General features: G+C 58.9%; 20 protein-coding genes. 6 read left to right on the top strand and 14 right to left on the bottom strand.

Annotated features, from left to right (window positions below):
* Window positions 1-100 precede the first annotated feature (100 nt).
* The 12 genes from fliD to ACYZTM_RS23480 all read right to left on the bottom strand — a co-directional run bounded on the left by fliD (window position 101) and on the right by ACYZTM_RS23480 (window position 15,190).
* On the bottom strand, window positions 101-1,486 hold the full coding sequence (gene fliD / locus ACYZTM_RS23535; RefSeq protein WP_461984918.1) for a flagellar filament capping protein FliD: 1,386 nt from the start codon (window positions 1,484-1,486) through the stop codon (window positions 101-103).
* Between the two features lie 81 nt (window positions 1,487-1,567).
* A complete protein-coding gene (locus ACYZTM_RS23530) occupies window positions 1,568-1,918 on the bottom strand; it encodes a flagellar protein FlaG (protein WP_283183553.1) in 351 nt (116 codons plus the stop codon).
* 74 nt (window positions 1,919-1,992) lie between these two features.
* The gene (locus ACYZTM_RS23525; protein WP_461984916.1) at window positions 1,993-3,438 is read right to left on the bottom strand and encodes a flagellin N-terminal helical domain-containing protein; all 1,446 of its coding nucleotides are present in this window, start codon (window positions 3,436-3,438) and stop codon (window positions 1,993-1,995) included.
* Between the two features lie 255 nt (window positions 3,439-3,693).
* Window positions 3,694-4,623: a ketoacyl-ACP synthase III gene (locus ACYZTM_RS23520; RefSeq protein WP_283183551.1), complete on the bottom strand. Its 930-nt coding sequence runs from the start codon at window positions 4,621-4,623 to the stop codon at window positions 3,694-3,696.
* A 309-nt stretch (window positions 4,624-4,932) separates the two neighbouring features.
* Window positions 4,933-6,510, bottom strand: a complete 1,578-nt coding sequence (locus ACYZTM_RS23515) for a flagellar hook-associated protein 3 (RefSeq protein WP_461984914.1) — start codon at window positions 6,508-6,510, stop codon at window positions 4,933-4,935.
* Between the two features lie 13 nt (window positions 6,511-6,523).
* A complete protein-coding gene (gene flgK, locus ACYZTM_RS23510; protein ID WP_461984912.1) occupies window positions 6,524-8,533 on the bottom strand; it encodes a flagellar hook-associated protein FlgK in 2,010 nt (669 codons plus the stop codon).
* A 23-nt stretch (window positions 8,534-8,556) separates the two neighbouring features.
* The gene (gene flgJ, locus ACYZTM_RS23505) at window positions 8,557-9,855 is read right to left on the bottom strand and encodes a flagellar assembly peptidoglycan hydrolase FlgJ (protein WP_461984910.1); all 1,299 of its coding nucleotides are present in this window, start codon (window positions 9,853-9,855) and stop codon (window positions 8,557-8,559) included.
* 11 nt (window positions 9,856-9,866) lie between these two features.
* Window positions 9,867-10,976, bottom strand: coding sequence for a flagellar basal body P-ring protein FlgI (locus ACYZTM_RS23500; protein WP_131061633.1), 1,110 nt, complete (start codon window positions 10,974-10,976; stop codon window positions 9,867-9,869).
* Window positions 10,977-10,982: 6 nt separating this feature from the next.
* Window positions 10,983-11,678 (bottom strand): flagellar basal body L-ring protein FlgH, encoded by a 696-nt coding sequence (gene flgH, locus ACYZTM_RS23495; RefSeq protein ID WP_131061634.1) that lies wholly within the window; start codon window positions 11,676-11,678, stop codon window positions 10,983-10,985.
* A gap of 52 nt (window positions 11,679-11,730) precedes the next feature.
* Window positions 11,731-12,516, bottom strand: a complete 786-nt coding sequence (gene flgG / locus ACYZTM_RS23490) for a flagellar basal-body rod protein FlgG (RefSeq protein ID WP_131061635.1) — start codon at window positions 12,514-12,516, stop codon at window positions 11,731-11,733.
* A 45-nt stretch (window positions 12,517-12,561) separates the two neighbouring features.
* Window positions 12,562-13,302, bottom strand: a complete 741-nt coding sequence (locus ACYZTM_RS23485; RefSeq protein WP_131061636.1) for a flagellar basal body rod protein FlgF — start codon at window positions 13,300-13,302, stop codon at window positions 12,562-12,564.
* 328 nt (window positions 13,303-13,630) lie between these two features.
* A complete protein-coding gene (locus ACYZTM_RS23480) occupies window positions 13,631-15,190 on the bottom strand; it encodes a sigma-54-dependent transcriptional regulator (protein WP_131061637.1) in 1,560 nt (519 codons plus the stop codon).
* A 395-nt stretch (window positions 15,191-15,585) separates the two neighbouring features.
* Between ACYZTM_RS23480 and phhA the strand changes: the two genes are divergently transcribed.
* The 6 genes from phhA to ACYZTM_RS23450 all read left to right on the top strand — a co-directional run bounded on the left by phhA (window position 15,586) and on the right by ACYZTM_RS23450 (window position 20,008).
* Window positions 15,586-16,374: a phenylalanine 4-monooxygenase gene (gene phhA / locus ACYZTM_RS23475; RefSeq protein ID WP_131061638.1), complete on the top strand. Its 789-nt coding sequence runs from the start codon at window positions 15,586-15,588 to the stop codon at window positions 16,372-16,374.
* Between the two features lie 103 nt (window positions 16,375-16,477).
* A complete protein-coding gene (locus ACYZTM_RS23470; RefSeq protein WP_131061639.1) occupies window positions 16,478-16,834 on the top strand; it encodes a 4a-hydroxytetrahydrobiopterin dehydratase in 357 nt (118 codons plus the stop codon).
* Entirely contained in the window at window positions 16,834-18,027 is a 1,194-nt protein-coding gene (locus tag ACYZTM_RS23465; protein WP_461984906.1) for an amino acid aminotransferase, read from the top strand. The genes ACYZTM_RS23470 and ACYZTM_RS23465 overlap by 1 nt, the downstream gene beginning before the upstream one ends.
* A 273-nt stretch (window positions 18,028-18,300) precedes the next feature.
* Complete coding sequence (locus ACYZTM_RS23460; RefSeq protein ID WP_017337149.1) at window positions 18,301-18,432, top strand: hypothetical protein; 132 nt, start codon at window positions 18,301-18,303, stop codon at window positions 18,430-18,432.
* 76 nt (window positions 18,433-18,508) lie between these two features.
* Window positions 18,509-18,694 (top strand): hypothetical protein, encoded by a 186-nt coding sequence (locus ACYZTM_RS23455; protein ID WP_461989191.1) that lies wholly within the window; start codon window positions 18,509-18,511, stop codon window positions 18,692-18,694.
* A 99-nt stretch (window positions 18,695-18,793) separates the two neighbouring features.
* Window positions 18,794-20,008 carry an MFS transporter gene (locus tag ACYZTM_RS23450; protein WP_461984904.1) on the top strand — a complete coding sequence of 405 codons (1,215 nt, stop codon included), beginning with the start codon at window positions 18,794-18,796 and terminating at the stop codon, window positions 20,006-20,008.
* Here the strand turns inward: ACYZTM_RS23450 and arfB are convergent.
* Both arfB and ACYZTM_RS23440 read right to left on the bottom strand, forming a co-directional pair.
* On the bottom strand, window positions 20,005-20,418 hold the full coding sequence (gene arfB / locus ACYZTM_RS23445) for an alternative ribosome rescue aminoacyl-tRNA hydrolase ArfB (protein ID WP_131061642.1): 414 nt from the start codon (window positions 20,416-20,418) through the stop codon (window positions 20,005-20,007). The genes ACYZTM_RS23450 and arfB overlap by 4 nt on opposite strands.
* Before the next feature lie 206 nt (window positions 20,419-20,624).
* Entirely contained in the window at window positions 20,625-22,040 is a 1,416-nt protein-coding gene (locus ACYZTM_RS23440) for an amino acid permease (protein WP_131062515.1), read from the bottom strand.
* Window positions 22,041-22,353: the final 313 nt, after the last annotated feature.

The raw sequence follows: 22,353 nt of genomic DNA, 5'->3' as shown, positions 1-22,353 counted from the left end.
CGACTGAGCGACACATAACTTTAACCCAGACCCGCCACCAATGAAAAAACCCAGGCACTGTCATTACAGACTGCCTGGGTTTTTTTATGCCTGATGCGGATCAGTCCGACTTCGGATTGTTCAACGCATTGAGCGTGGTCATGATGCTATCGCTCTGTGCCCGCAGCTTGGCCACCAGGGAATCCATCGCGGTGTACTTGGCGCTCAGGCTCGCTTGCAGGCTGGTCATCCGCGCATCAAGGGAATCCTGCTGCTTCTTCAAGTCGTTCAGGCTGCTGGTCAGGGTTGCCGAGCGTGCGGCGAACACACCGGTCTTGCTCAGCGCAAAACTGTCGGTGGCGGACTTCATGCGGACCAACAAACCGGTGTCGCCGGCAAAGATACCGTTGATGTCGGCGGCATTGGTCAACGCCGCGGCGTCGAACAATTTATCGTCGACGGACAGCATCCCGGTTTTTTGATCGGTCTTGACGCCGAACTGAGCGAGCGATTTCAACTGACCCGTTCCGCCCATCGCATTGAGCTCGGTACGCACCGCCGACATCAATGAACGCAGGGAGGCATCGCCTGTGAGCGCGCCTGACGTCACGGAACCATTGGCATTGGTGGTGACTTGAGTCTCGGCATTGGACGCCTTGATCAGGGCGTTGTAGGTGTCAACGAACCCCTTGACCGCAGACTTCAACGTCGCTGTGCTCGCAGACACCGTGATGGTTGCCGGCGTCGCTGCACCACCACCGGACGGAGTCGGCGACACACCAGTCAGCTTGACCGTGATCCCGCTCACGGCATCGGCGATGGTATTGGACTTGGAGATCATCGACACACCATCCAGAACGTACTCGGCGTTCTGTGGAGGAGCAAGGACGGTGACACCTGTTTGCAGGCCTGAGTTACCCGACAGTGTCAGATCCGTACCAACACCGGTCGTGGTCGAGGTCAGTACCATACGAGAGCCACTGGCGTCGGTCAGGATGTTGGCACTCAAGCCCTTGTTGGCGTACTGCGAGTTGATCGAGTCGCGGACTTGCTGCAACGTCGCGCCGGCGGGAATGCTTACATCGAAGGTATCGCTTCCCTGCTTGATGCTCAGCGTGGTCGGCACCGAACCGGCGTTGACCACCGTAGACGCACCGCCGGCATAAACCTGGGTGGAAATCTTCGACGCAGTTGCCAGCTTGGTAACCAGCAGCGAGAAACTGCCGGCCGCGGCGCCAGTGCCGGTGGTAACGGTGGCAACTTTCTCATCGGACGACGACCCGCTCAAGCCACTGAAGCTGGAGGCGGTTTTCATGTTGTCCAACGCACTGCGGAAGGCATCCAGCGCCGCCTGGATTTTACCGATGGACGACAGCGAGGTGGTTGCTTTCAGCGTCTGATTGTTGATCTGCGTTTGCTTGGGCGCGCGCTCCGCGTCCACCAAAGACTTCACGATCGACTGGGTATCGATGTTCGAACCAATACCGCTAACTGTTGTACCCGCCATCATCTCTCTCCTTATCCAGTGGCTGCCGACTTCTTGACTAAGCGCGTGCTAATCATTGACAGCAACAAAATTCATGCCAGTTCAGACTTTGTCGTCAAACAACAAACTACTGGCGTCCGACAGGCTTTGTGCCAGTTTCAATGCAGTTTCCGAAGGGATCTGGCGAATCACGTCACCGGTTTCAGTGGCAATGACCTTGACCACGACCCGGCCGGAGGAATCATCAATGGAAAAATCCAGTTTGCGCTGGGCAGCCTGGACGAATTCCTGAATATCGGTCACAGCTTTTTCCAGGTCATCACGCTTCGGCTCGGAGCCCACAGACGCAACGGCTTCAACCTTGGGTTGATCCTGTTTAGCGGTAACAGTCGGCGCGACACTCTGGGGAGCAACGGCCGGATAGGACAGGTTTAACTTGACGCTCATGTCCATGCTAAATCTCCTCATCACGGAAAAGACGAAAGGGCACGTAAACGCGCCCTTCCGTCAGTCACCAAGCGCTGGAATTACTGAAGCAGCTTCAGTACAGCGGATGGCAGCTGGTTAGCCTGGGACAGGATCGCGGTGGAAGCCTGTTGCAGGGTTTGTTGCTTGGTCAACTGAGCAGTTTCCGACGCGAAGTCGACGTCCTGGATCACGCCACGAGCAGCAGTGGAGTTGTCCGAGATGCTGCGCAGGTTGGCCACGGTGCTGTCGAAACGGTTTTGTACCGCACCGAGGTCCGCACGCTGGGAGTCGATGTTGGCGATTGCCTGGGTGATCACGTCAACAGCGTTTTGCGCGTTGGTAGCAGTGGTCACGTCAGTGTTGTTGACGGTGGTTTTGGCCGAGCTGACGGTAGTACCGGCAGCGACGAACAGACCCGTTGCACCAGCACCGCTCAGCGAGTAGCTGTTGGTGGAGTTCAGCGATACTGCACCAGTCACCTGGATTGGACCAGCAGCGGCAGCAACACCAGCACCGTAGGCACCAGCACCGTTTTTGGCAGCAACGGCGATACCAGCGATTGCACCAGCGTCACCAGTGTCCAGAGTGATGTTTTCACCGGTGTCGGATTTGATTTGCAGGTTGTTGGTGGTGGCGTTGTAGTTAACGCTGATGCCCAGCTTGGCAGCGTTGGACTTCAGTTGGTCAGCCAGACCAGCAGTGTCGGTAACACCAACCATGTTGACTGCGGCGCCGCTGCCTACTTTGATGGAGAAGTTGGCGCTGGCTGGAGTAGCGGCCAGGATTGCAGCAGTGTTAACAGTGAACTGAGCTTCAGTGCTGGCAGTAGCCGACAGGCCACCGATAGCGCCGTTCAGCTGAGCAGCGGTAGCCTTGGCAGACTGACCGGCAGCAACAGTTACGCTAGCGGTCTGGCCACCACCGGTGACAGCCAGAGCACCGCCGGCAACGCCAGTTGCGCTTGGCGCGATGGCCACGGACTTCAGCTGCTGGGAACCGATGTTGTTAGCCGATACGTCACCCAGAGTCATGTTGATGGTCTGGTTTGCGTTGGCGCCTACCTGGAAAGCGGTAGTACCGAAAGAACCGTCCAACAGGTTACGACCACCGAAAGTAGTGGTGGTAGCGATACGGGTCAGCTCGGAAGTCAGAGCAGAGTATTCAGCGTTGTTCGACTTACGGTCTTCAGCGCTTGGCGAGCCGTTCGCGGAAGCCAGAGCCAGGGTACGCATTTTCTGCAGGATGTTGGTGGATTCTTGCATCGCGCCTTCAGCAGTTTGCGCGATGGAGATACCGTCACCGGCGTTCTTGATGGCAGTCTGCAGGCCGTTGATCTGGCTGGTCAGACGGTTGGAAATTTGCAGGCCGGCCGCATCGTCTTTAGCGCTGTTGATACGCAGGCCGGAAGACAGGCGTTGCATCGAAGTTTGCAGAGCGTCGGACGAACGGGTCAGGTTCTTTTGAACGTTCAGCGATGCAATGTTGGTGTTTACTGTTAAAGCCATGACGAAATCCTCGTTGGATGGATACTGCGGCTTCCGGCCCTGACATCCGTCGGGTGTGGCCTAGAGAACCTACGTAATAGTTATCGTCGTGAAGAGGCTTTGCTTGAGCGGTTTTTTTGAAATTTTTAGTGGCCGCTTGCCAGCCCTTTATTTTCAAGGCTTTGGAGCCAGAAAATCTGGCGTCAGAAAAACGCAAAACGCCCGGCAACTTTCGTTACCGGGCGTTTTTTTCATGCCATTGGCAAGGCGCTACGATCAGCCGCGATAAAGAATCGCCGAGCCCCACGACAGGCCCACACCAAAACCACTGATGGCCACACGCGTCCATTTCGAATCGAACACGTGGTTCTGTAACAGCAGTGGAATACTCGAAGACACGGTATTACCAGTTTCGAGCATGTCCTTGATGAACTTCTCCGGCTCGCCTTCTTCGAAGCGACGCGCCACGGCATCGACAATCGCCGCGCTGCCCTGGTGAATGCAGAAAGCGTCGATATCGTGCGCCTGCAAGTTGGACTCATCCAGCAGCTCGTGCAAATGAGCCGGGACTTTCAGCAAGGCGAAGTTGAAGACCTGGCGGCCGTTCATGAAGAACACGCCATCGGTGACCTTAAGGTGCGGCGCACCGGAACCGTCAGTGCCGAACTTCGACTTGCCGAGCTGCCAGACAGCGTTTTCGCCCATCCAGGTCGCGGTGGCGGCATCGCCGAACAGCATGGTGGTGTTGCGGTCTTCCGGGTCGACAATCTTCGAGTACGGATCAGCCGTCACCAGCAGGCCATTTTTCAGCCCCGTCGCTTCCATGAACCCCTTGAGGGCATAGATGCCGTACACGTAACCGGAACAGCCCAGGGAGATATCAAAAGCGGCGACATGGGTTGGCAGACCCAATTTGTCCTGAACGATCGCAGCGGTATGCGGCAAACCTTCTTCGTCACCGTTCTGGGTGACGACGATCAAGCAATCGATGGATTCACGTTTGAGTTCGGGACTGGCGGCGAACAGGGCATTGACTGCTTCGACGCACAGATCCGAAGTTTCCTGATCGGCACCCTTGCGCGGCAAAAACGCCGAGCCGATCTTGCCAAGGATGAACGTTTCGTCCTTGTCGAACTTTGCACCCTGGGCGTAGTTGTCAACCCCGGCTGCCGGCACGTAACTCGCTATGTTTTTTATGCCAATCATTATGGCTTCCCAATAATAAACAGCTGAATATCGCCGCTCGCTGAATCGAGGGCGTTTACAGTCAGGGCTTGGCCCCCAGAGGAGGCAACGTCGGGACTCAAGGATCACCTTGATCAGCCCCCCACCTTCACCGCCCGCAGACAGGATACAGTGAAGATGCGCGTTTTGACTGGCGGGTCACTCAGAGATCAGTGCTTTATTTGATTTTGTGGCACAAGCCCTGCTCTGCCCCACCCCGCCTCACTAAAAAAATGCAAAAAAAAGCCAGCCCCCTATGACAGGGACTGGCCGCGAGCGGTCAAGACCGACTCAAAGCTTGTTGAACAGGCCCAACTGGGAAATCTTCGAGAACGCCAATTGGGCCGCCTGCAGCATGGTTTGCTGCAAGGTCAGGCGAGTCAGCACTTCCGCTGGATCGGTGTTCTTGATTCCGTTCTGCGTTGAATCGTTGATCAGGCTAGTGCTCTGGTTTTGTTCGGCCTGCATATCCATCACGTTACCCCGGGCACCGATAGCGCCACGGGCCAGGTCGACCTGGTTCTTGGCGTTGCCCAGGTTGGCAAGGGCCGAAGCCACGGTGTCTTCCAGAAAGCGCTGCGCGGTCGGGTTGCCCTGGGTCGGCGAGTCAAGCGCCTGACGCAGCTGACTGATGGTATCCAGCACGTTCTGGGTCTGGTGTGTATTGACCGCAATGTCGAACTGATCACCCGTGGCGGGTGCCCCGCCACTGAGGGTAAAGCTGACACCGGCTGCTGTCGCTACACCCGCCGCCACGGTCCCGGAGGTTACCGGTGTGCTACTGCTGGTCAACGGACGGGCGTACAAGTCGAAGGTCGTTGGGCTGGTGAATTTCAGAACCGCACCGCCCTCAGGAAAATAGCTCTTGTAGTCAGCAGCACTGGTCACCGAAGACTGGCTCACCAAAGCCGTCGACCCATTGCTCGGCGCACGGTTGCTGACGAAGCTGTCCGGCTTGGCCGTCAACTGGAAACTGTGACCGGCGATCACCGCGTCGGCGTTGGTGGCGTTGTCACCGGCCTGGAAAGTGATATCCAGTTTAAAGGTAACACCACGGAAGTTGACGTCGGAGCCGCCCTTGGCATTCGGGTCAAACACCCCGCCCTGACTCGCCTCGGCGGTCACGTCATTACCCAAGGCATCCGTGATCGAAAACTGGGTGCTGCTGGTGAAGGCCAGGGTATACGGCTGACCACTGCGAAAACTTGTATCGAAAGCCGGGCCGGAACTCACCAGGCCTGGCGACAAGGCCACACGTCCGTCATTGGTGGCCGGCGCGGTCATGGTGGTCGAACTTCGGGCGGCATTGATCGCCTGCTGGAACACATCCCAACCGGTATCGTTAAGACCCAGCGACATCGAGTCACCGATCTTCAATTGCAGCTGCGTCTGGTCACCCTGATAGCTGTAGGTACCGTCGCTGTTGCGTGTAAAAGGCTGAGTATTGTTGCTGGCGCCGGAAAAAATGTACTTGCCGTTGGCATCCTTGCTGTTCATCAGGCTCAGCAGTTGTTCTTCAGCCTGACCGAGTTCTGCCGCAATGGATTTACGGTCGTCGTCGTTCAACGAACCGCCACCGGCACGTACCGCCAACTCGCTGACTTTTTGCAGCACGTTGTTGATGCTGTCGAGCACGCTTTCTTCTTGCGCCTGAGCGGTGTTCAGCGCGCTGATGTTGGTGGTGTACTGACCCAGCATCGCTTTTTGCTGATCGAGTTGCAGCAAGCGGGCCGCACCGACCGGATCATCCGCCGCTGTCTCAAGCTTCACACCACTACTGGCCTGCTCGGCCGACTTCAGCAGGTTATTGAAGTTGCGCTGATAGTTGGCAGCCGTCGTCGCATAGTACTGTGCAGTAGAAATACGCATGTTCTACGGCTCCTTAAAGGGCATTGATCAGAGTGCTGAAGATTTCCTGCGCAGTCTTGATGATCTGCGAAGAGGCCGAATAGTACTGCTGGTATTTGATCAGGTTACCGGTCTCTTCATCGAGGTCGACACCCGACAGCGAATCGCGAGAATCCCGGGCCTGGGTCAGGATGGCTCCAGTGGCGGTGGCATCCATTTGCCCCTGTTTGGTCATGGAGCCGACTGACGAGACCAGACCACCGTAGGCATCGGTGAAACTCACGCCCGGACTGGTGGCGTTGGCGCCGACCGTGGCCTTGGTCTGCAGACCGAGCAGCGCCTGGGCGTTGCGGTTGTCAGTACTGCCGGGCGCAGTCATCGAGATATTGAAACTGTCGTCCTTGGCGGGGCTGCCGCTGACGGTCATCGCGACCTTGAAGGTTTTCGCAGCGCCCCCGACGTCCGTGTAAGGCACCGAAATACTCAGATCGTTGTTCTGACCAGGCACGATGCTGCCGGTCCCGATGCTGGTGCCTTTGGCATCGAACACCTCATAAGCGGTGCTGCTGGTCATGAGCAGGCGAACCGGCATCGCCGCCTTGACCGCCGTCTGCACTTCCAGGCGCTGCACCGGGTCGTAGATATCCAGAGCAGTACTCAACGTTGGCTGGCTGACAGCACCGGTGCCGTCATTGCCCGAGGCCTTGGTGGATGTCAGCGGAGCGGCTGTGGCCAAGGTCTTGGCGTCCGTCATGACGGTGGTCATGTCCGCCGCGGAACTGCGTGTCGGGGTAATTTTGAAGGTATCGCCAGGGCTCACCGGGCCAGCGTTGAGGCTCAGGCTGAAGCCGTCGATGACCTGTGCCGGAGTAGCGCCCAGCGTGAAACTGCCCATGTCCGTATTATCCGACAGACGACGCACGCTGTAGCCGGTGGCACTGGTGAAGGTCACCTGGTAATCACTGGCGGCCAGTTTGCTGGTGTCTTTGATAGTGACGTTGAGGTTGCCGGATGTCGGGTCGTTGTTGCCATTGGCGATACTGCGCTGGCTGATCGCCGTCGCGCTGTTGATGTCGTTAAACAACGCCGAGCCAAAATTACCGTTCTGATCCAGCCCCTGCCCCAACTGCTTGTTGACCTGATCGGCCACCACCATGGCGATGCGACCCAGCCCGTTGACTGCTGGCGTCAGCACGTCGTCGCGGTAACGCAACAGCCCCCCCATCTCGCCACCCGACACCACGGAAGTGATATCGATCGTCGAACTGCCGCGATCCATGATGATCGAGGAACGGGTAGGGTCAGACTTGTCGGTCGCCAGGCGCAAAGTATTGACAGTATTGCCTATGACCAGCGGCTGGCCGCTGCCCAGATAAATATCCAGTCGGCCGTTAGTTTCGCTGACCTGCGTGCCCACCAGCTCGGAGAGCTGTCGAACGGTCTCGTTGCGCTGGTCCAGCAGATCGTTGGGCATGCCGCCCGAACCACTGACCTCACTGATTTTCTTGTTGTAGGCCGCAACGGTCGATGCCAGCTTATTGACCTGTTCGGCCATCGAGCCCAACTGATTGTTGATGTACGAACCCTGCTGATTCAACTGCTGGGAAATGGCGTTGAAGCGACTGCTCAACCCCTGAGCATTGGTCAACAACGCTTGACGTGAAGCACTGTCATTGGAGTTGGCGGACAGCGTTTGCAAAGACGAGAAAAATGACTGCAGCGTTTTGGTGATACCAGTGCCGCTGTCGGACAACAGCTTGTCCACTTGCGTGGCCTGCCCCAGATACGCTTGCGCATCGCTGTTGAGCGAAGTGGTGGTCTGCAACTGAGCATCGAGGTAGCTGTTGTACACTCGGCGCACATCGGACAGCGTCGTACCGGTGCCGATGAACACATTGCCGTACTGAATAGAGCCTTTAGTGCTCTGCACAGATTGCTGGCGTGAGTACCCGGCGGTGTCAACGTTGGCGATGTTGTTACCGGTGGTCATCAACGAGGATTGGCCAGCAGCCAGCCCCGACATCCCGATATTGAGCAAACTCATGGTTCAGACCTTATAGCTTGTGCCTATAAAGGCGTGGTGGTAGCGCCCGCCGCAGCGTAATTCTGGTAACTCGTCATCTGCTTGGCTATCTGCGAAATCTTGCTTGCGTAGTCCGGGTCGGTTGCGTAACCGGCCTTTTGCAACTCGCGTACAAACTGTTCTGGGTTATCGGCCGACTTCACAACATCTTGATAGCGATTGTTGGTTTGCAGCAGCGTCACAAGGTCATGGAAGCTGTCCTTGTAAGAGTCGTAGGAACGGAACTGAGCCGTCTCCTTAACCATCTCGCCATTCCTGAATTCGCTGGTGATCGCTCGTGCCGATTCACCCTTCCAGCTGCTGCTGGCCTTGATGCCAAACAGGTTGTGGCTGCTGCTGCCATCCTGGGCACGCATGACCGATTTGCCCCATCCGGTTTCCAGGGCGGCCTGGGCCACCAGGTAACGCGGATCGACGCCGATACGGTCGGCGGCTTCCTTGGCCATCGGCAGCATGGTGTTGACGAATTCGTCGGCGGAGCTGAAGGCTTTCTTCGGCGGCGCCAGTGGAATCTGCGCCATCGCACGGCCATAAACCTGCAGGCGTCCGCTGGATTTGTTATCGGTTTGCGAGGCCAGCCAGTCGCCATTGAGTAGCGGGCCGGCCCCGGTCGCTGCGGTTGTCGCAGCGCGTTCAGGCAGCAGGGTTTTGTTCGGTGTCACTGCGGCGGCAGTCGTTGCCGAAGGCACCAGACCGGCGAGCAAGCGATCAGCCAGTTTCGGTGGCAAGGCCAGACGGCGCTGATTGATCAGCTCCATGTCATTGTGATGCGTGCCCTCGCCTGTCGGCGCTTTTACCGAACGCGACGCCCACAACGGACGCTGGCCATTGAGCCGCGACAGCGGACCGTCGGTGGCCACGGTGCCCGCGGCAATCGGCGTCGGCACCGCAGCTTTCGCCGCTTCCTGCTTGGCGGCGGACAAGGCCGCAGCCTCGCCCGGCGCCAGCGGTTTGTTCTTCGACATCTGCCGCATCAGCACGTCCGCCAGACCAATACCGCCGCCTTCGCGAGACATGGAAACGGCCAACTGCTGGTCGTACATTTCTTGGTATTGCTTGGCCGCCGGGGTGTTGAGCGGGTTGTCCTTGCCCAGCGCTTCGGTGGCCGAGCGCATGGACTTGAGCATTTCACCGAGGAACAGCGACTCGAATTCCTGCGCAACCTTGCGCATGTTCGCGTCACTGTCCTTGTCGCCGACCTTGAGCTGGTTCAAACGATTCAAGTCCGAATAAGAGCCCGAATCGTTGCTGCTGACACCCAGACCGCCTTTGCGCATATCCATGGTCGCTGTCCTCAGATCACGATCAGGTCGGCTTGCAACGCGCCGGCCTGTTTCAGTGCTTCGAGGATTGCCATCAAGTCACCCGGTGCCGCGCCGACCTGATTCACCGCACGCACGATTTCGTCGAGGGTGGTGCCCGGGCCGAATTTGAACATCGGCTTGGCTTCTTGCTGGGCATTGACCCGCGAGCGCGGCACGACGGCGGTCTGGCCATTGGACAGAGGGCCGGGCTGGCTGACGATCGGGTCTTCGGTGATGGTCACGGTCAAGCTGCCGTGGGTCACGGCGGCTGGGGAAACCTTGACGTTCTGGCCGATCACAATGGTGCCGGTACGGGAGTTGATGATGACTTTCGCCACCGCCTGACCCGGGTCGACTTCAAGGTTCTCAAGGATCGACAAATAGTCGACGCGCTGACTTGGATCGAGCGGCGCGCTGACCCGAATCGAACCGCCGTCGATGGCCTGAGCGACGCCAGGACCAAGCATGTTGTTGATCTTGTCGACGATGCGCTTGGCAGTGGTGAAGTCCGAACGATTGAGGTTCAGGGTCAGGCTGTTGCCCTGATTGAAACCGCTTGGCACCGCACGCTCGACCGACGCACCGCCGGGGATGCGACCGGCCGACGGAACGTTGACGGTGATCTTCGAACCGTCCAGACCTTCAGCATCGAAACCGCCGACCACCAGGTTGCCCTGAGCGATAGCGTAGACGTTGCCGTCAATACCTTTGAGCGGCGTCAGCAGCAAGGTGCCGCCGCGCAGGCTCTTGGAGTTACCGATGGACGCAACGGTGATGTCCACCTGCTGACCCGGCTTGGCGAACGCAGGCAAGTCGGCACTGATCGATACCGCCGCGACGTTCTTCAACTGCACGTTGCCCGAACCTGCCGGCACCTTGATGCCGAACTGCGAAAGCATGTTATTGAAAGTCTGCAGGGTGAACGGGGTCTGGGTCGTCTGGTCACCGGTGCCGTTGAGCCCGACCACCAGGCCGTAGCCGATCAATTGGTTGGAACGCACGCCGGAAATACTGGCGATATCCTTCAGCCGCTCGGCTTGAGCGTCGAATGCCGCGGACAGCAACAGGACGCCCACCATCAGGTGTTTAAGATTCAACATAGCCACCTAGAAAGGGAACAGCGGGCTGAGGAAGAAACGGTCGAACCAGCCTGGCTGACTCGCATCGGCAAACGCGCCGGTGCCCGAATAGGTGATGCGTGCATCGGCGACGCGGGTCGACGACACGGTGTTGTCGGTGGCGATGTCATCGGCGCGAACGAGGCCGGCAATCCGCACCAGCTCATCGCCGGTGTTGAGGGTCAACCACTTCTCGCCGCGCACGGCGATGATGCCGTTGGGCAACACGTCGGCGACGGTCACGGTAATCGAACCGGTCAGGCTGTTGCTCTGGCCGGACTTGCTATCGCCCTTGGTCGCACGGTCGCCTTCGTAACCGACGTCCAGGCTCAGGCTACCGCTGCCCACCGGATCGTTGGTGCTCAGACCGCCACCAAAGAACGAGCTCAGGCCGATGCCGGTCTTGCTGTTCTTGTCAATTTGCGAGTTGGCGTTCTTGCTGGCCTGGGTGCGTTCGTTCAGGGTGATGGTGATGATGTCACCGACCCGGAACGCCTTGCGGTCGCTGTACAGGTTCTGTTCAAAACCGGCCTGATAGATCGAGCCGTTATTGGCGGCAGCCGGCAACGGCGTACGCGGCAACACCGGGGCGTAGTAAGGGTCATTGGGCTTGGGCGGCGGAGCGACGCAGCCCGCGAGCACGACGACCCCACTCAGTGCCAGAACAGATACAAAGCGATTCATGACCCTACCTCACGGTATTGCAGGCGACCGCATGGCCGCCTCATAGACTTGATTACAGATTCTGCGTTACGAACGAGAGCATCTGATCGGCGGTGGAGATCACTTTGGAGTTCATCTCGTAGGCGCGCTGAGTGGTGATCATGTTGACCATCTCTTCAACGGTGCTGACGTTGGACGTTTCCAGGGTGTTCTGCAGCGTGGTGCCGAAACCGCCGAGGCCCGGGGTGCCGACTTGCGGCGCGCCACTGGCAGCGGTTTCCAGGAACAGGTTGTTACCCACCGCTTGCAGACCGGCCGGGTTGATGAAGTCGGCGGTTTGCAGGTTGCCGATCACCTGGGAGGCCGGGTTGCCGGCAACGGTGATGGACACGGTGCCGTCACGGCCGACGGTGAAAGTCTGGGCGTCGTTCGGAATGACAATGGCCGGCTCCAGGGCGAAGCCGCTGGCGTTCACGATCTGGCCGTTGGAATCCAGGTGGAATGTACCGTCACGGGTGTAGGACGTGGTGCCGTCCGGCTGCAGAATCTGGAAGAAACCGCGACCGTCGACGGCCAGGTCAAGCGGCTGCTCGGTGGTTTGCAGGCTGCCGGCGGTGAAGTTTTTCTGGGTGCCGACGATGCGCACACCGGTACCCACTTGCAGACCCGACGGCAGTTCGCTGTCCTGGGTCGACTGGGCGCCTGGCTGGCGTTTGATCTGATACAGCAAGTCCTGAAACTCGGCGCGATCACGTTTGAAACCCGTGGTCGATACGTTCGCCAGGTTGTTGGAAATGGTGGTGAGGTTGGTGTCCTGGGCGGACAGACCTGTTTTGGCAACCCATAGAGCCGGAAGCATTCGATTCTCCTCGTGCGCCTGTTTTACGGCGCGACGTTCTGATAATTAGCTGATCTGCAAGACCCGAGCCATGGCCTGGTCATCGTCTTTGGCGGTGTTCATCATCTTGATGTGCAGCTCGAACTGCTTGGCCAGCGCCAGCACCGAAGTCATTTCTTCCACGGCATTGACGTTGCTCGACTCCAGGAACCCGGACACCAGTTTGACGTTGGCATCGGCCTGCGCCGGCTTGCCGTCCTTGGTGTGGATCGAACCGTCCAGGCCTTTGGTCATGTTCTTGAAGTCGGGGTTGACCAGTTTGATCCGGTCGACTTCGGCCATCACCCGCGGGCCTTCACCCATCGCACGGATGCTGATGGTGCCGTCTTCGCCGACTTCGATTTGCTGCTCGGGCGGCACGGCAATCGGCCCGCCATTGCCGATCACCGGCATACCGTTGCCGGCGCGCAGCACGCCCAAGGCGTCAACGTTCAGGCTGCCGGTGCGCACGTAGCTTTCACCGCCATCGGGGTTCTGCACGGCGATCCAGCCATTGCCCTGCACCGCGACATCGAGGTCGCGACCGGTTTGCACCAGCGCACCCGGGGAGAAATCCGTGGCCGGACGCTCGGTCATGGCAAACGCACGCGCCGGAAAGCTGTCACCAAACACCGGCATCGAACGGGCCTGTTCCAGGTCCTTCTGAAAACCGTTGGTGGAGATGTTTGCCAGGTTGTTGGCATGAGCCTTCTGCGCCAGAGCATTCTGGCTGGCGCCGGTCATTGCCACATAAAGGTACTTGTCCACACTCTTTCCTCTGCATGCCGGACGTTTGCCGCCCACCGCTGTACTGCTGAGCGATAAGCAATTTGCAGACCAACTTTCTTTTGACGGCGCGAGGCCCGGCAAACAAAGGACTTGAGGGGGATTGCGGGGATTGGGGAAATGTATCGGAGACGAAAAACCGGCGGTGTTATGCCGGTTAGTGGCAAAGGCTGATCGGGTGTTGACAGCGCTACCGCATTCGCGAGCAAGCCCGCTCCCACATTCGACCGCGCTTCTTCTGGTGGACCTCGGTCGAATGTGGGAGCGGGCTTGCTCGCGAAGGGGCCCCCACCATCACAGCAAATGTCAGCTATGACTCAGTCTTGCCGACTTCATACTCACGCAATTTATTGGCAATGGTCGTATGGGAAACCCCCAGGCGCTTGCCCAGCTGCCGACTGCTCGGATGCTCGGAATACAGCCGTTCCAGCACCGCTTTCTCAAAGCGCCCGACAATCGCATCCAGCCCACCTTCGAGGGAGAAATCGCCAAGCGGCTGACGCACGCCGTAATCCGGCAAGCGAATGTGCTCGGCCTTCACGGTCCCGCCCTCGCACAGGGAAACCGCCTGGAACAACACGTTCTCCAACTGCCGGACATTGCCCGGCCAGTGGTAATGACTCAGGCGCTCCATCGCTGCCGGCGCCAGTTTCGGCAGCGGGCAACCGATCTGCCGACTGGCCTGATCGAGGAAGTGCTCCACCAGCGGCGTCAAACCGTCGAGGCATTCACGCAATGGCGGGATGTGCAGCGACAGCACGTTCAAGCGGTGATACAAATCCTGGCGAAACTCACTGCGTGCGCACAACTCGGACAAGTCCACCTGCGTCGCGCAGATCACCCGCACATCCAGATAAACCTCTTCATCACTGCCTACACGGCGAAAGCAACCGTCCTGCAGGAAGCGCAGCAACTTCACCTGCAAGCGCGGGCTCATTTCCCCGACGCCATCGAGAAACAGCGTACCGCCCGCCGTCAGCTCCAGCAGCCCGAGCTTGCCTTCGGCCCGCGCCCCCTCGAAAGCGCCGGGGCCGTAACCGAACAACTCGGTCTCGGCCATCGATTCCGGCAAACCGGCGCAGTTGAGTGCCATCAACGGTGATTGACCGCGAGGGCTCGCCAAGTGGCAGGCACGCGCCAACAACTCTTTACCCGTGCCGGTTTCGCCTTCTATCAATAGCGGCGCATCCAGCGGCGCCATGCGTCGGGCCTCGCGCACCACCGCCGCCATGACCTTGGAACTCTGGAAGATACTGTCGAACCCGCGCAACTCCTGCTTGCGCACGTTATAGATACGCTCACCGACCCGATCAGCCCTGTGCAAGGTCAACACCGCGCCGGCCATGGCTTCGCTGTCGTCATGCTCTGATTGCAGCGGCGCGATGTCGGCGAGAAACACGTCACCCTTGACCTTGACCCGCAAGCCGTTGATCCGCGACTTGTTGGCGCGCACCAATTCCGGTAAGTCGAAGTCCTCGGCATACCGCGACAACGGAATGCCCGGCACCTCATCGACCCGCACACCCAGCAACTGCGCCGCCGCCCGGTTGGCCGCGACGATTGAGCCGCCCATGTCGATCGACAACACCGGAAACTCCAATGCGCCCAGCAAGGCATTGAGCTCCATGTGCCGACGCTCGCTGGGCATCAGGCCTACACGCTTGACGCCAAACACCCCGGCAATCGATTCGAATTTCGGGCGCAACGCCTGGAACTGAATGTTGATCAGATTCGGACAATGCAGGTAGATCGCATTGCCATGCTCGCCGCCGACCTCACCGCGAGCGACGTTGATCCCGTACTCGACCAGCAAGTTGAGAATGTCGCGCAGGATGCCGATGCGGTTCTGGCAGTGGACTTTGATACGCATATAAAAGGCCTGAAAAGCTGTGAATAAGGTTGATGCAACCTGTGGGAGCGGGCTTGCTCGCGAAAGCGTCGGCACATCCGACATTGATGTATCAGACGGACCGCCTTCGCGAGCAAGCCCGCTCCCCCAAGGGGTAATCGCAGTGACCTCGGACGTATTTATTTGCCGAGCCGCTCAGTTAGTCGTCAAGATTATGTGACAGCTGCAGCGCTTTTCAAACCCGGAAAACTCAATACCTGCGCAGCAGAGGCCGATCCGTAACGAATACTTTACGAAAAACGACGAATTCTCCTACGCACACCAGCGATCACCTGCTGCATCACCGCACGCCTTGGGGTATTTCTAAGTCCATAGCAGCACATAACAAGAACGAAATCCCTTAGCAGGAGAGCAGCATGAAGCAGACGCAATACGTGGCTCGCGAGCCCGATGCGCAAGGTTTTATCGACTACCCCGCTGAAGAACACGCGGTGTGGAACACGCTGATTACTCGCCAACTGAAAGTGATCGAGGGTCGTGCGTGCCAGGAATACCTGGACGGTATCGAAAAACTCGGTCTGCCCCACGACCGCATTCCGCAACTGGGCGAGATCAACAAAGTCCTCGGTGAAACCACCGGCTGGCAAGTGGCCCGGGTTCCGGCGCTGATCCCCTTCCAGACCTTTTTCGAATTGCTCGCCAACAAGCAGTTTCCGGTCGCAACGTTTATTCGTACCCGCGAAGAACTGGATTACCTGCAAGAGCCGGACATTTTCCACGAGATCTTTGGCCACTGCCCGCTGCTGACCAACCCCTGGTTCGCCGAATTTACCCACACCTACGGCAAACTCGGCCTACAGGCCACCAAGGAAGAACGCGTGTACCTGGCGCGCCTGTACTGGATGACCATCGAGTTTGGCCTGGTCGATACGCCAGAAGGCCTGCGCATCTACGGCGGCGGCATTCTCTCCTCGCCGAAAGAAACTGTTTACTGCCTGTCGGACGAGCCTGAGCATCAGGCATTCGATCCGCTGGAATGCATGCGCACGCCGTATCGCATCGACATCCTGCAGCCGCTGTACTTTGTCCTGCCGAACCTCAAGCGTCTGTTTGATGTGGCCCATGAAGACATCATGAGCATGGTCAAGCAAGGCATGCAGCTGGGCTTGCACGCGCCAAAATTTCCGCCAAAAAAAGCCGCGTGATCCGCAGCTTTTAGAATCAAGTGAGCCTGTCAGAAACCGACGCTTTGGTTTAGCGTGGGGTACTGACGGCCGATTTCCAATAATTCGATTTCAGGAACCCATCATGTCCACATTGAACCAAGCCCATTGCGAAGCCTGCCAAGCCGGCGCTCCTCAGGTCAGCGACGAAGAACTGCCGGTACTGATCAAGCAGATCCCGGACTGGAACATCGAAGTTCGCGACAGCATCATGCAGCTGGAAAAGGTTTTCCTGTTCAAGAATTTCAAGCACGCGCTGGCGTTCACCAACGCGGTCGGCGAAATCTCCGAGGCCGAAGGTCACCACCCTGGCTTGCTGACTGAATGGGGCAAAGTCACCGTGACCTGGTGGAGTCACTCCATCAAGGGTCTGCACCGCAACGATTTCATCATGGCCGCACGCACTGACGACGTGGCCAAGGATGCCGAGGGCCGCAAATAATGCATTTCGACGCCATAGGTCGAGTACCCGGCGATCCGATTCTCGGTCTGATGGAGGCCTATGCGCAGGACCCTAACCCGCGCAAATTCGACCTTGGCGTGGGCGTCTATAAAGATGCCCAGGGCCAGACGCCGATTCCCGAAGCGGTGAAAATCGCCGAGGCGCGACTGGTTGAAGGCCAGAACACCAAGACCTACATCGGTGGTCACGGCAATCCATTGTTCGGCAAAGTCATCAATGAGCTGGTGCTCGGTGCCGACTCGGCGCTGATCGCCGAACAGCGTGTCGGCGCCACTCAGACCCCAGGGGGCACCGGTGCCTTGCGCCTGAGTGCCGACTTCATCGCCCAGTGCCTGCCGGGCCGAGGCGTGTGGTTGAGCAACCCGACCTGGCCGATCCACGAAACGATTTTCGCGGCGGCCGGGGTCAAGGTCAGTCACTACCCGTACGTCGGCAGCGACAACCGCCTCGACGTCGAAGCGATGCTCGCCGCCCTCAGCGAAGCGCCGAAGGGCGACGTGGTGTTGCTGCATGCCTGCTGCCATAACCCGACCGGTTTCGACCTCAGTCATGACGACTGGCGCCGAGTGTTGGACGTGGTGCGCAGCTGCGATCTGCTGCCGCTGATCGACTTCGCCTATCAGGGCTTTGGCGACGGTCTGGAGCAGGACGCGTGGTCGACCCGGCTGTTCGCCGCCGAGTTGCCGGAGCTGCTGATCACCAGCTCATGTTCGAAGAACTTCGGCCTGTACCGCGATCGTACCGGTGCGCTGATCGTCTGCGCGAAAACCGCTGATAAGCTCACCGACATACGCAGCCAACTGGCCAACATCGCCCGCAACCTGTGGTCGACCCCGCCGGATCACGGCGCGGCAGTAGTCGCAACGATCCTCGCCGACCCGGAGCTGAAAAGCCGCTGGACCGACGAAGTGGAAGCCATGCGTTTGCGCATTGCCCAACTGCGCAGCGGGCTGGTGGAAGCGCTTGAACCACACGGCTTGCGCGAACGCTTTGCGCATATTGGCGTGCAACGCGGGATGTTTTCCTACACCGGTTTGACGCCGGATCAGGTTAAACAGCTGCGCGATCATCATAGCGTTTACATGGTGGGTACCGGCCGGGCGAACGTGGCAGGGATCGATGCAACGCGTCTGGATTTGCTGGCCGAGGCAATCGCCGAAGTCTGCAAATAACCTCAAGCCATTGCACATCCCCTGTGGGAGCGGGCTTGCTCGCGAAAGCGGAGTGTCAGTCGACATCAACATTGACTGATCCACCGCATTCGCGAGCAAGCCCGCTCCCACAATTGCCTGTGCGTCTCCTACAGACCTGTCTAGACAACTCCATCCGTCGAAACAAATGGATATAAAAGTCTATTTGTCATTTCTCCTGCTGTATCCTGCCCAAGCTTTTTAAAAGCGCGGATCTACCAGATCTATCAACAGACTTTGCGAGGAGCGCGAAACATGCACGAGATCCCTAATCTCCCCTTCCCAAGCCTGCACGAAACTGAGCAGACAACCCCGCAACAAGCCGGTGCCCAACAGCCCGAGCCGAAAGAAGCCACTGAACGCCGCCAGGCCGACAGCGAAGACTGAAACACCTGCAATGCCAGACCGTGTGGAAAGCGCTAACATGCGCTTTCCACACCGCCTGAACCCCGAGTCCCACACCATGACTGACGACTTCTCAGAAACCCAGGCCAGCGTCCTGATCGGCACCGCCGAGAAGATGATCGAGATCTGGAATCGCCTGTCCCCCGAGAAACAAGCCGCGTTGCTCGCCCGTTTCGGCAGCGAAGAAAACGCCTTGGCCGCTTTGGTCACGACGCAATTGGTTGCCCCCGCAAAACTCGAATAAGCCCGCCCGGCAAATAGTTTTACTTTTCCACGCCCCGCGGCCGCTCGCGCCGCTATCATAAGCAGCCTATCTATCCTGCTTTCCCGTGGACCTTTACTCATGTCTGAAAACCAGCGCCCCCTGGCGGTCACGCTGCAAGTCGTTTCCATCGTTCTCTTTACCTTTATCGGCTACCTGAACATCGGCATTCCCCTCGCCGTATTGCCCGGCTATGTCCACAGCGACCTCGGATTCGGCGCCGTGATCGCCGGGCTGGTGATCAGCGTGCAATACCTGGCCACCCTGCTCAGCCGGCCATACGCCGGGAAAATCATCGACAACAAGGGCAGCAAACTCGCGGTGATGTACGGCCTCGCCGGTTGCGGTTTGAGCGGTGTGTTCATGCTGATTTCGGCCTGGACCCAGAGCCTGCCAATGCTGAGCCTGATCAGCCTGTTGATCGGCCGCCTGGTGCTTGGCAGCGCGGAAAGTCTGGTGGGCTCCGGCTCGATTGGCTGGGGCATCGGCCGGGTCGGCGCAGCGAACACCGCCAAAGTCATCTCCTGGAACGGCATCGCCAGTTATGGCGCACTGGCGGTCGGCGCGCCGTTGGGCGTGCTCCTGGTCAGTCAATTGGGCTTGTGGAGCATGGGCGCGAGCATCGTGCTGCTGGCCGTCCTCGGCCTGGCGCTGGCCTGGCCGAAAACCGCCGCGCCGATTGTGGTCGGTGAACGGCTGCCGTTCATGCACGTGCTGGGACGGGTGCTGCCCCATGGTTGCGGTCTAGCCTTGGGCTCGATCGGATTCGGCACCATCGCCACCTTCATCACGTTGTATTACGCCACGCAACACTGGGAAAACGCAGTGCTTTGCCTGAGCCTCTTCGGCGCAAGCTTCATCGGCGCGCGATTGTTGTTCGGCAACCTGATCAACCGCCTCGGCGGCTTTCGCGTGGCGATTGCCTGCCTGTCGGTGGAAACCCTGGGGTTGTTGCTGCTGTGGCTGGCACCGGATGCTCATTGGGCACTGGCCGGCGCGGCATTGAGCGGTTTCGGCTTCTCGCTGGTGTTCCCGGCGCTGGGCGTGGAAGCCGTCAACCTGGTGCCCGCTTCCAGTCGTGGCGCAGCGGTCGGGGCCTATTCGCTGTTCATCGATTTGTCGCTGGGGATTACCGGGCCAGTGGCCGGTGCGATTGCCGCCGGGTTTGGCTTTGCTTCGATCTTTCTGTTTGCCGCGATTGCCGCGTTGAGCGGCTTGGCGCTGAGCGTTTATTTGTACCGGCAGGCGCCCAAGCACCTTAATGAAAAGTACCGTGAAGAGCGCGACGCGCGCTAGAAATCGATCTTGCCCCGCCCAGCCTTGATGCTGCCACGCTTGGTCTTGGATTCGAGCCGACGCTTCTTCGAACCGAGAGTCGGTTTGGTCGGGCGGCGTTTCTTCTCGACCTTGGTCGCGCTGAGAATCAACTCGATCAGCCGCTCCAGCGCATCCGCGCGATTGGCTTCCTGGGTGCGGTATTGCTGGGCCTTGATGATCAGCACCCCTTCGCTGGTGATGCGACTGTCACGCAGCGCCAGCAGCCGCTCCTTGTAGAACTCGGGCAAGGACGAGGCCGGAATGTCGAAACGCAGGTGCATGGCACTGGAGACCTTATTGACGTTCTGCCCACCGGCGCCTTGCGCACGAATGGCCGTCAACTCGATCTCGGCATCCGGCAGATGCACATTGTTGGAAATCACCAGCATGGAAAAACGTCCGATATCAGGACCGCCAGAATACCCTGTAGGAGCGAGGCTTGCCCGCGAAGAACGATAACGCGGTTTGCCTGACAAACCGAGTCGTCTGCTTCGCGGGCAAGTCGGATCGCCGCATCGCTCGCTCCTACAGGTTTTGCGTCGATCACAAAAAACCCGGCACATTTGGCCGGGTTTGTTGTTTCTGCATACTGCGCTTACTTCGCGTTTGCCGCCTGCAACGCATGCTGAGCACTGCGCTTGTTCTTGATGCCGTAGCAAACCCACATGAACGCAACCCACACCGGAATCGCATACACCGAGATCTGGATGCCCGGGATCAACAGCATCACGCCGAGGATGAACACCACGAACGCCAGGCAGATGTAGTTCCCGTACGGGTACCACAGGGCCTTGAACAGCGGCGTCTGTTTGGTTTTGTCCATGTGCTGGCGGAACTTGAAGTGCGAGAAGCTGATCATCGCCCAGTTGATCACCAGGGTGGCAACCACCAGCGACATCAGCAGTTCCAGCGCGTTCTGCGGGATCAGGTAGTTCAGCAACACCGCAATCAACGTCACAGCCGCCGACGCGAGGATCGAGCGCACCGGCACGCCGCGCTTGTCGATCTTCGCCAGGGCTTTCGGCGCATCGCCCTGCTCGGCCATGCCCAGCAGCATACGGCTATTGCAGTAGGTACCGCTGTTGTACACCGACAGCGCCGCGGTCAGGACCACGAAGTTGAGGATGTGCGCGGCGGTGTTGCTGCCAAGCATCGAGAACACTTGCACGAACGGGCTGCCGCTGTAGGAATCACCCGACGCGTTAAGGGTCGCCAACAGGCTGTCCCACGGCGTCAGCGACAGCAGAATGACCAGTGCGCCGATGTAGAAAATCAGGATCCGGTAGATCACTTGGTTGATGGCTTTCGGGATCACGGTTTTCGGTTTGTCGGCTTCTGCTGCGGTGAAACCGAGCATTTCCAGGCCGCCGAAGGAGAACATGATGATGGCCATGGCCATTACCAGACCGCTGACGCCATTCGGGAAGAAGCCGCCGTGGGCCCACAGGTTGGTCACCGAGGCTTGCGGGCCGCCATGGCCGCTGACCAGCAGGTAGCTGCCGAGCGCGATCATGCCGACGATCGCCACGACCTTGATGATCGCGAACCAGAACTCGGCCTCGCCAAAGACTTTGACGTTGGCCAGGTTGATCAAATTGATCAGGACGAAGAACCCGGCGGCCGAGACCCAGGTCGGAATATCAGGCGCCCAGTAGTGGATGTATTTGCCGACCGCGGTCAGCTCCGACATGCCCACCAGGATGTACAGGATCCAGCAGTTCCAGCCCGAGAGGAAGCCGGCGAAACCGCCCCAGTATTTGTGGGCGAAGTGGCTGAAGGAACCGGCAACCGGCTCTTCGACGATCATTTCGCCGAGCTGGCGCATGATCATGAACGCAATGAAGCCGCAGATGGCGTAGCCGAGGATCATCGACGGGCCGGCGGATTTCAGTACGCCGGCCGAGCCCAGGAACAGCCCGGTGCCAATCGCGCCACCGAGGGCGATCAGTTGAATATGGCGATTTTTCAGGCCGCGTTTCAGCTCGCCTGAATGCGAGTTTTGTCCACTCATGAAAAGGGTCTCACGCAAGGTTTGATGATGTTCGTTAGACGATGCTGCTCAGTTGCGATTTCAAGCAGCGCCGATCAAACCCCAGCGAAGGCAAAAGGAGTTCAGCGTTTTTACAACGGTCATGCGTCACCTGTTTGTTTTTATCTGTGACGAAATCGAACCCGACACGCTTGTGGCGCGGCGGAGTGAACAAGGCGGATAGCCTTGAGGTTTGCGCAGATGCGCAGGAGGTCACAGTTAAAACGCGGCGCATTGTACACCTGTAACCCCCTGCTGCCAGACACCGCTGGATCAGCGTGTCGTTTGCCGGGAT

This window comes from Pseudomonas sp. MDT2-39-1 (genome assembly GCF_054898085.1).
Note: the sequence above shows the minus strand (reverse complement) of the source record. Positions and strands in the feature narration are given on the sequence as shown.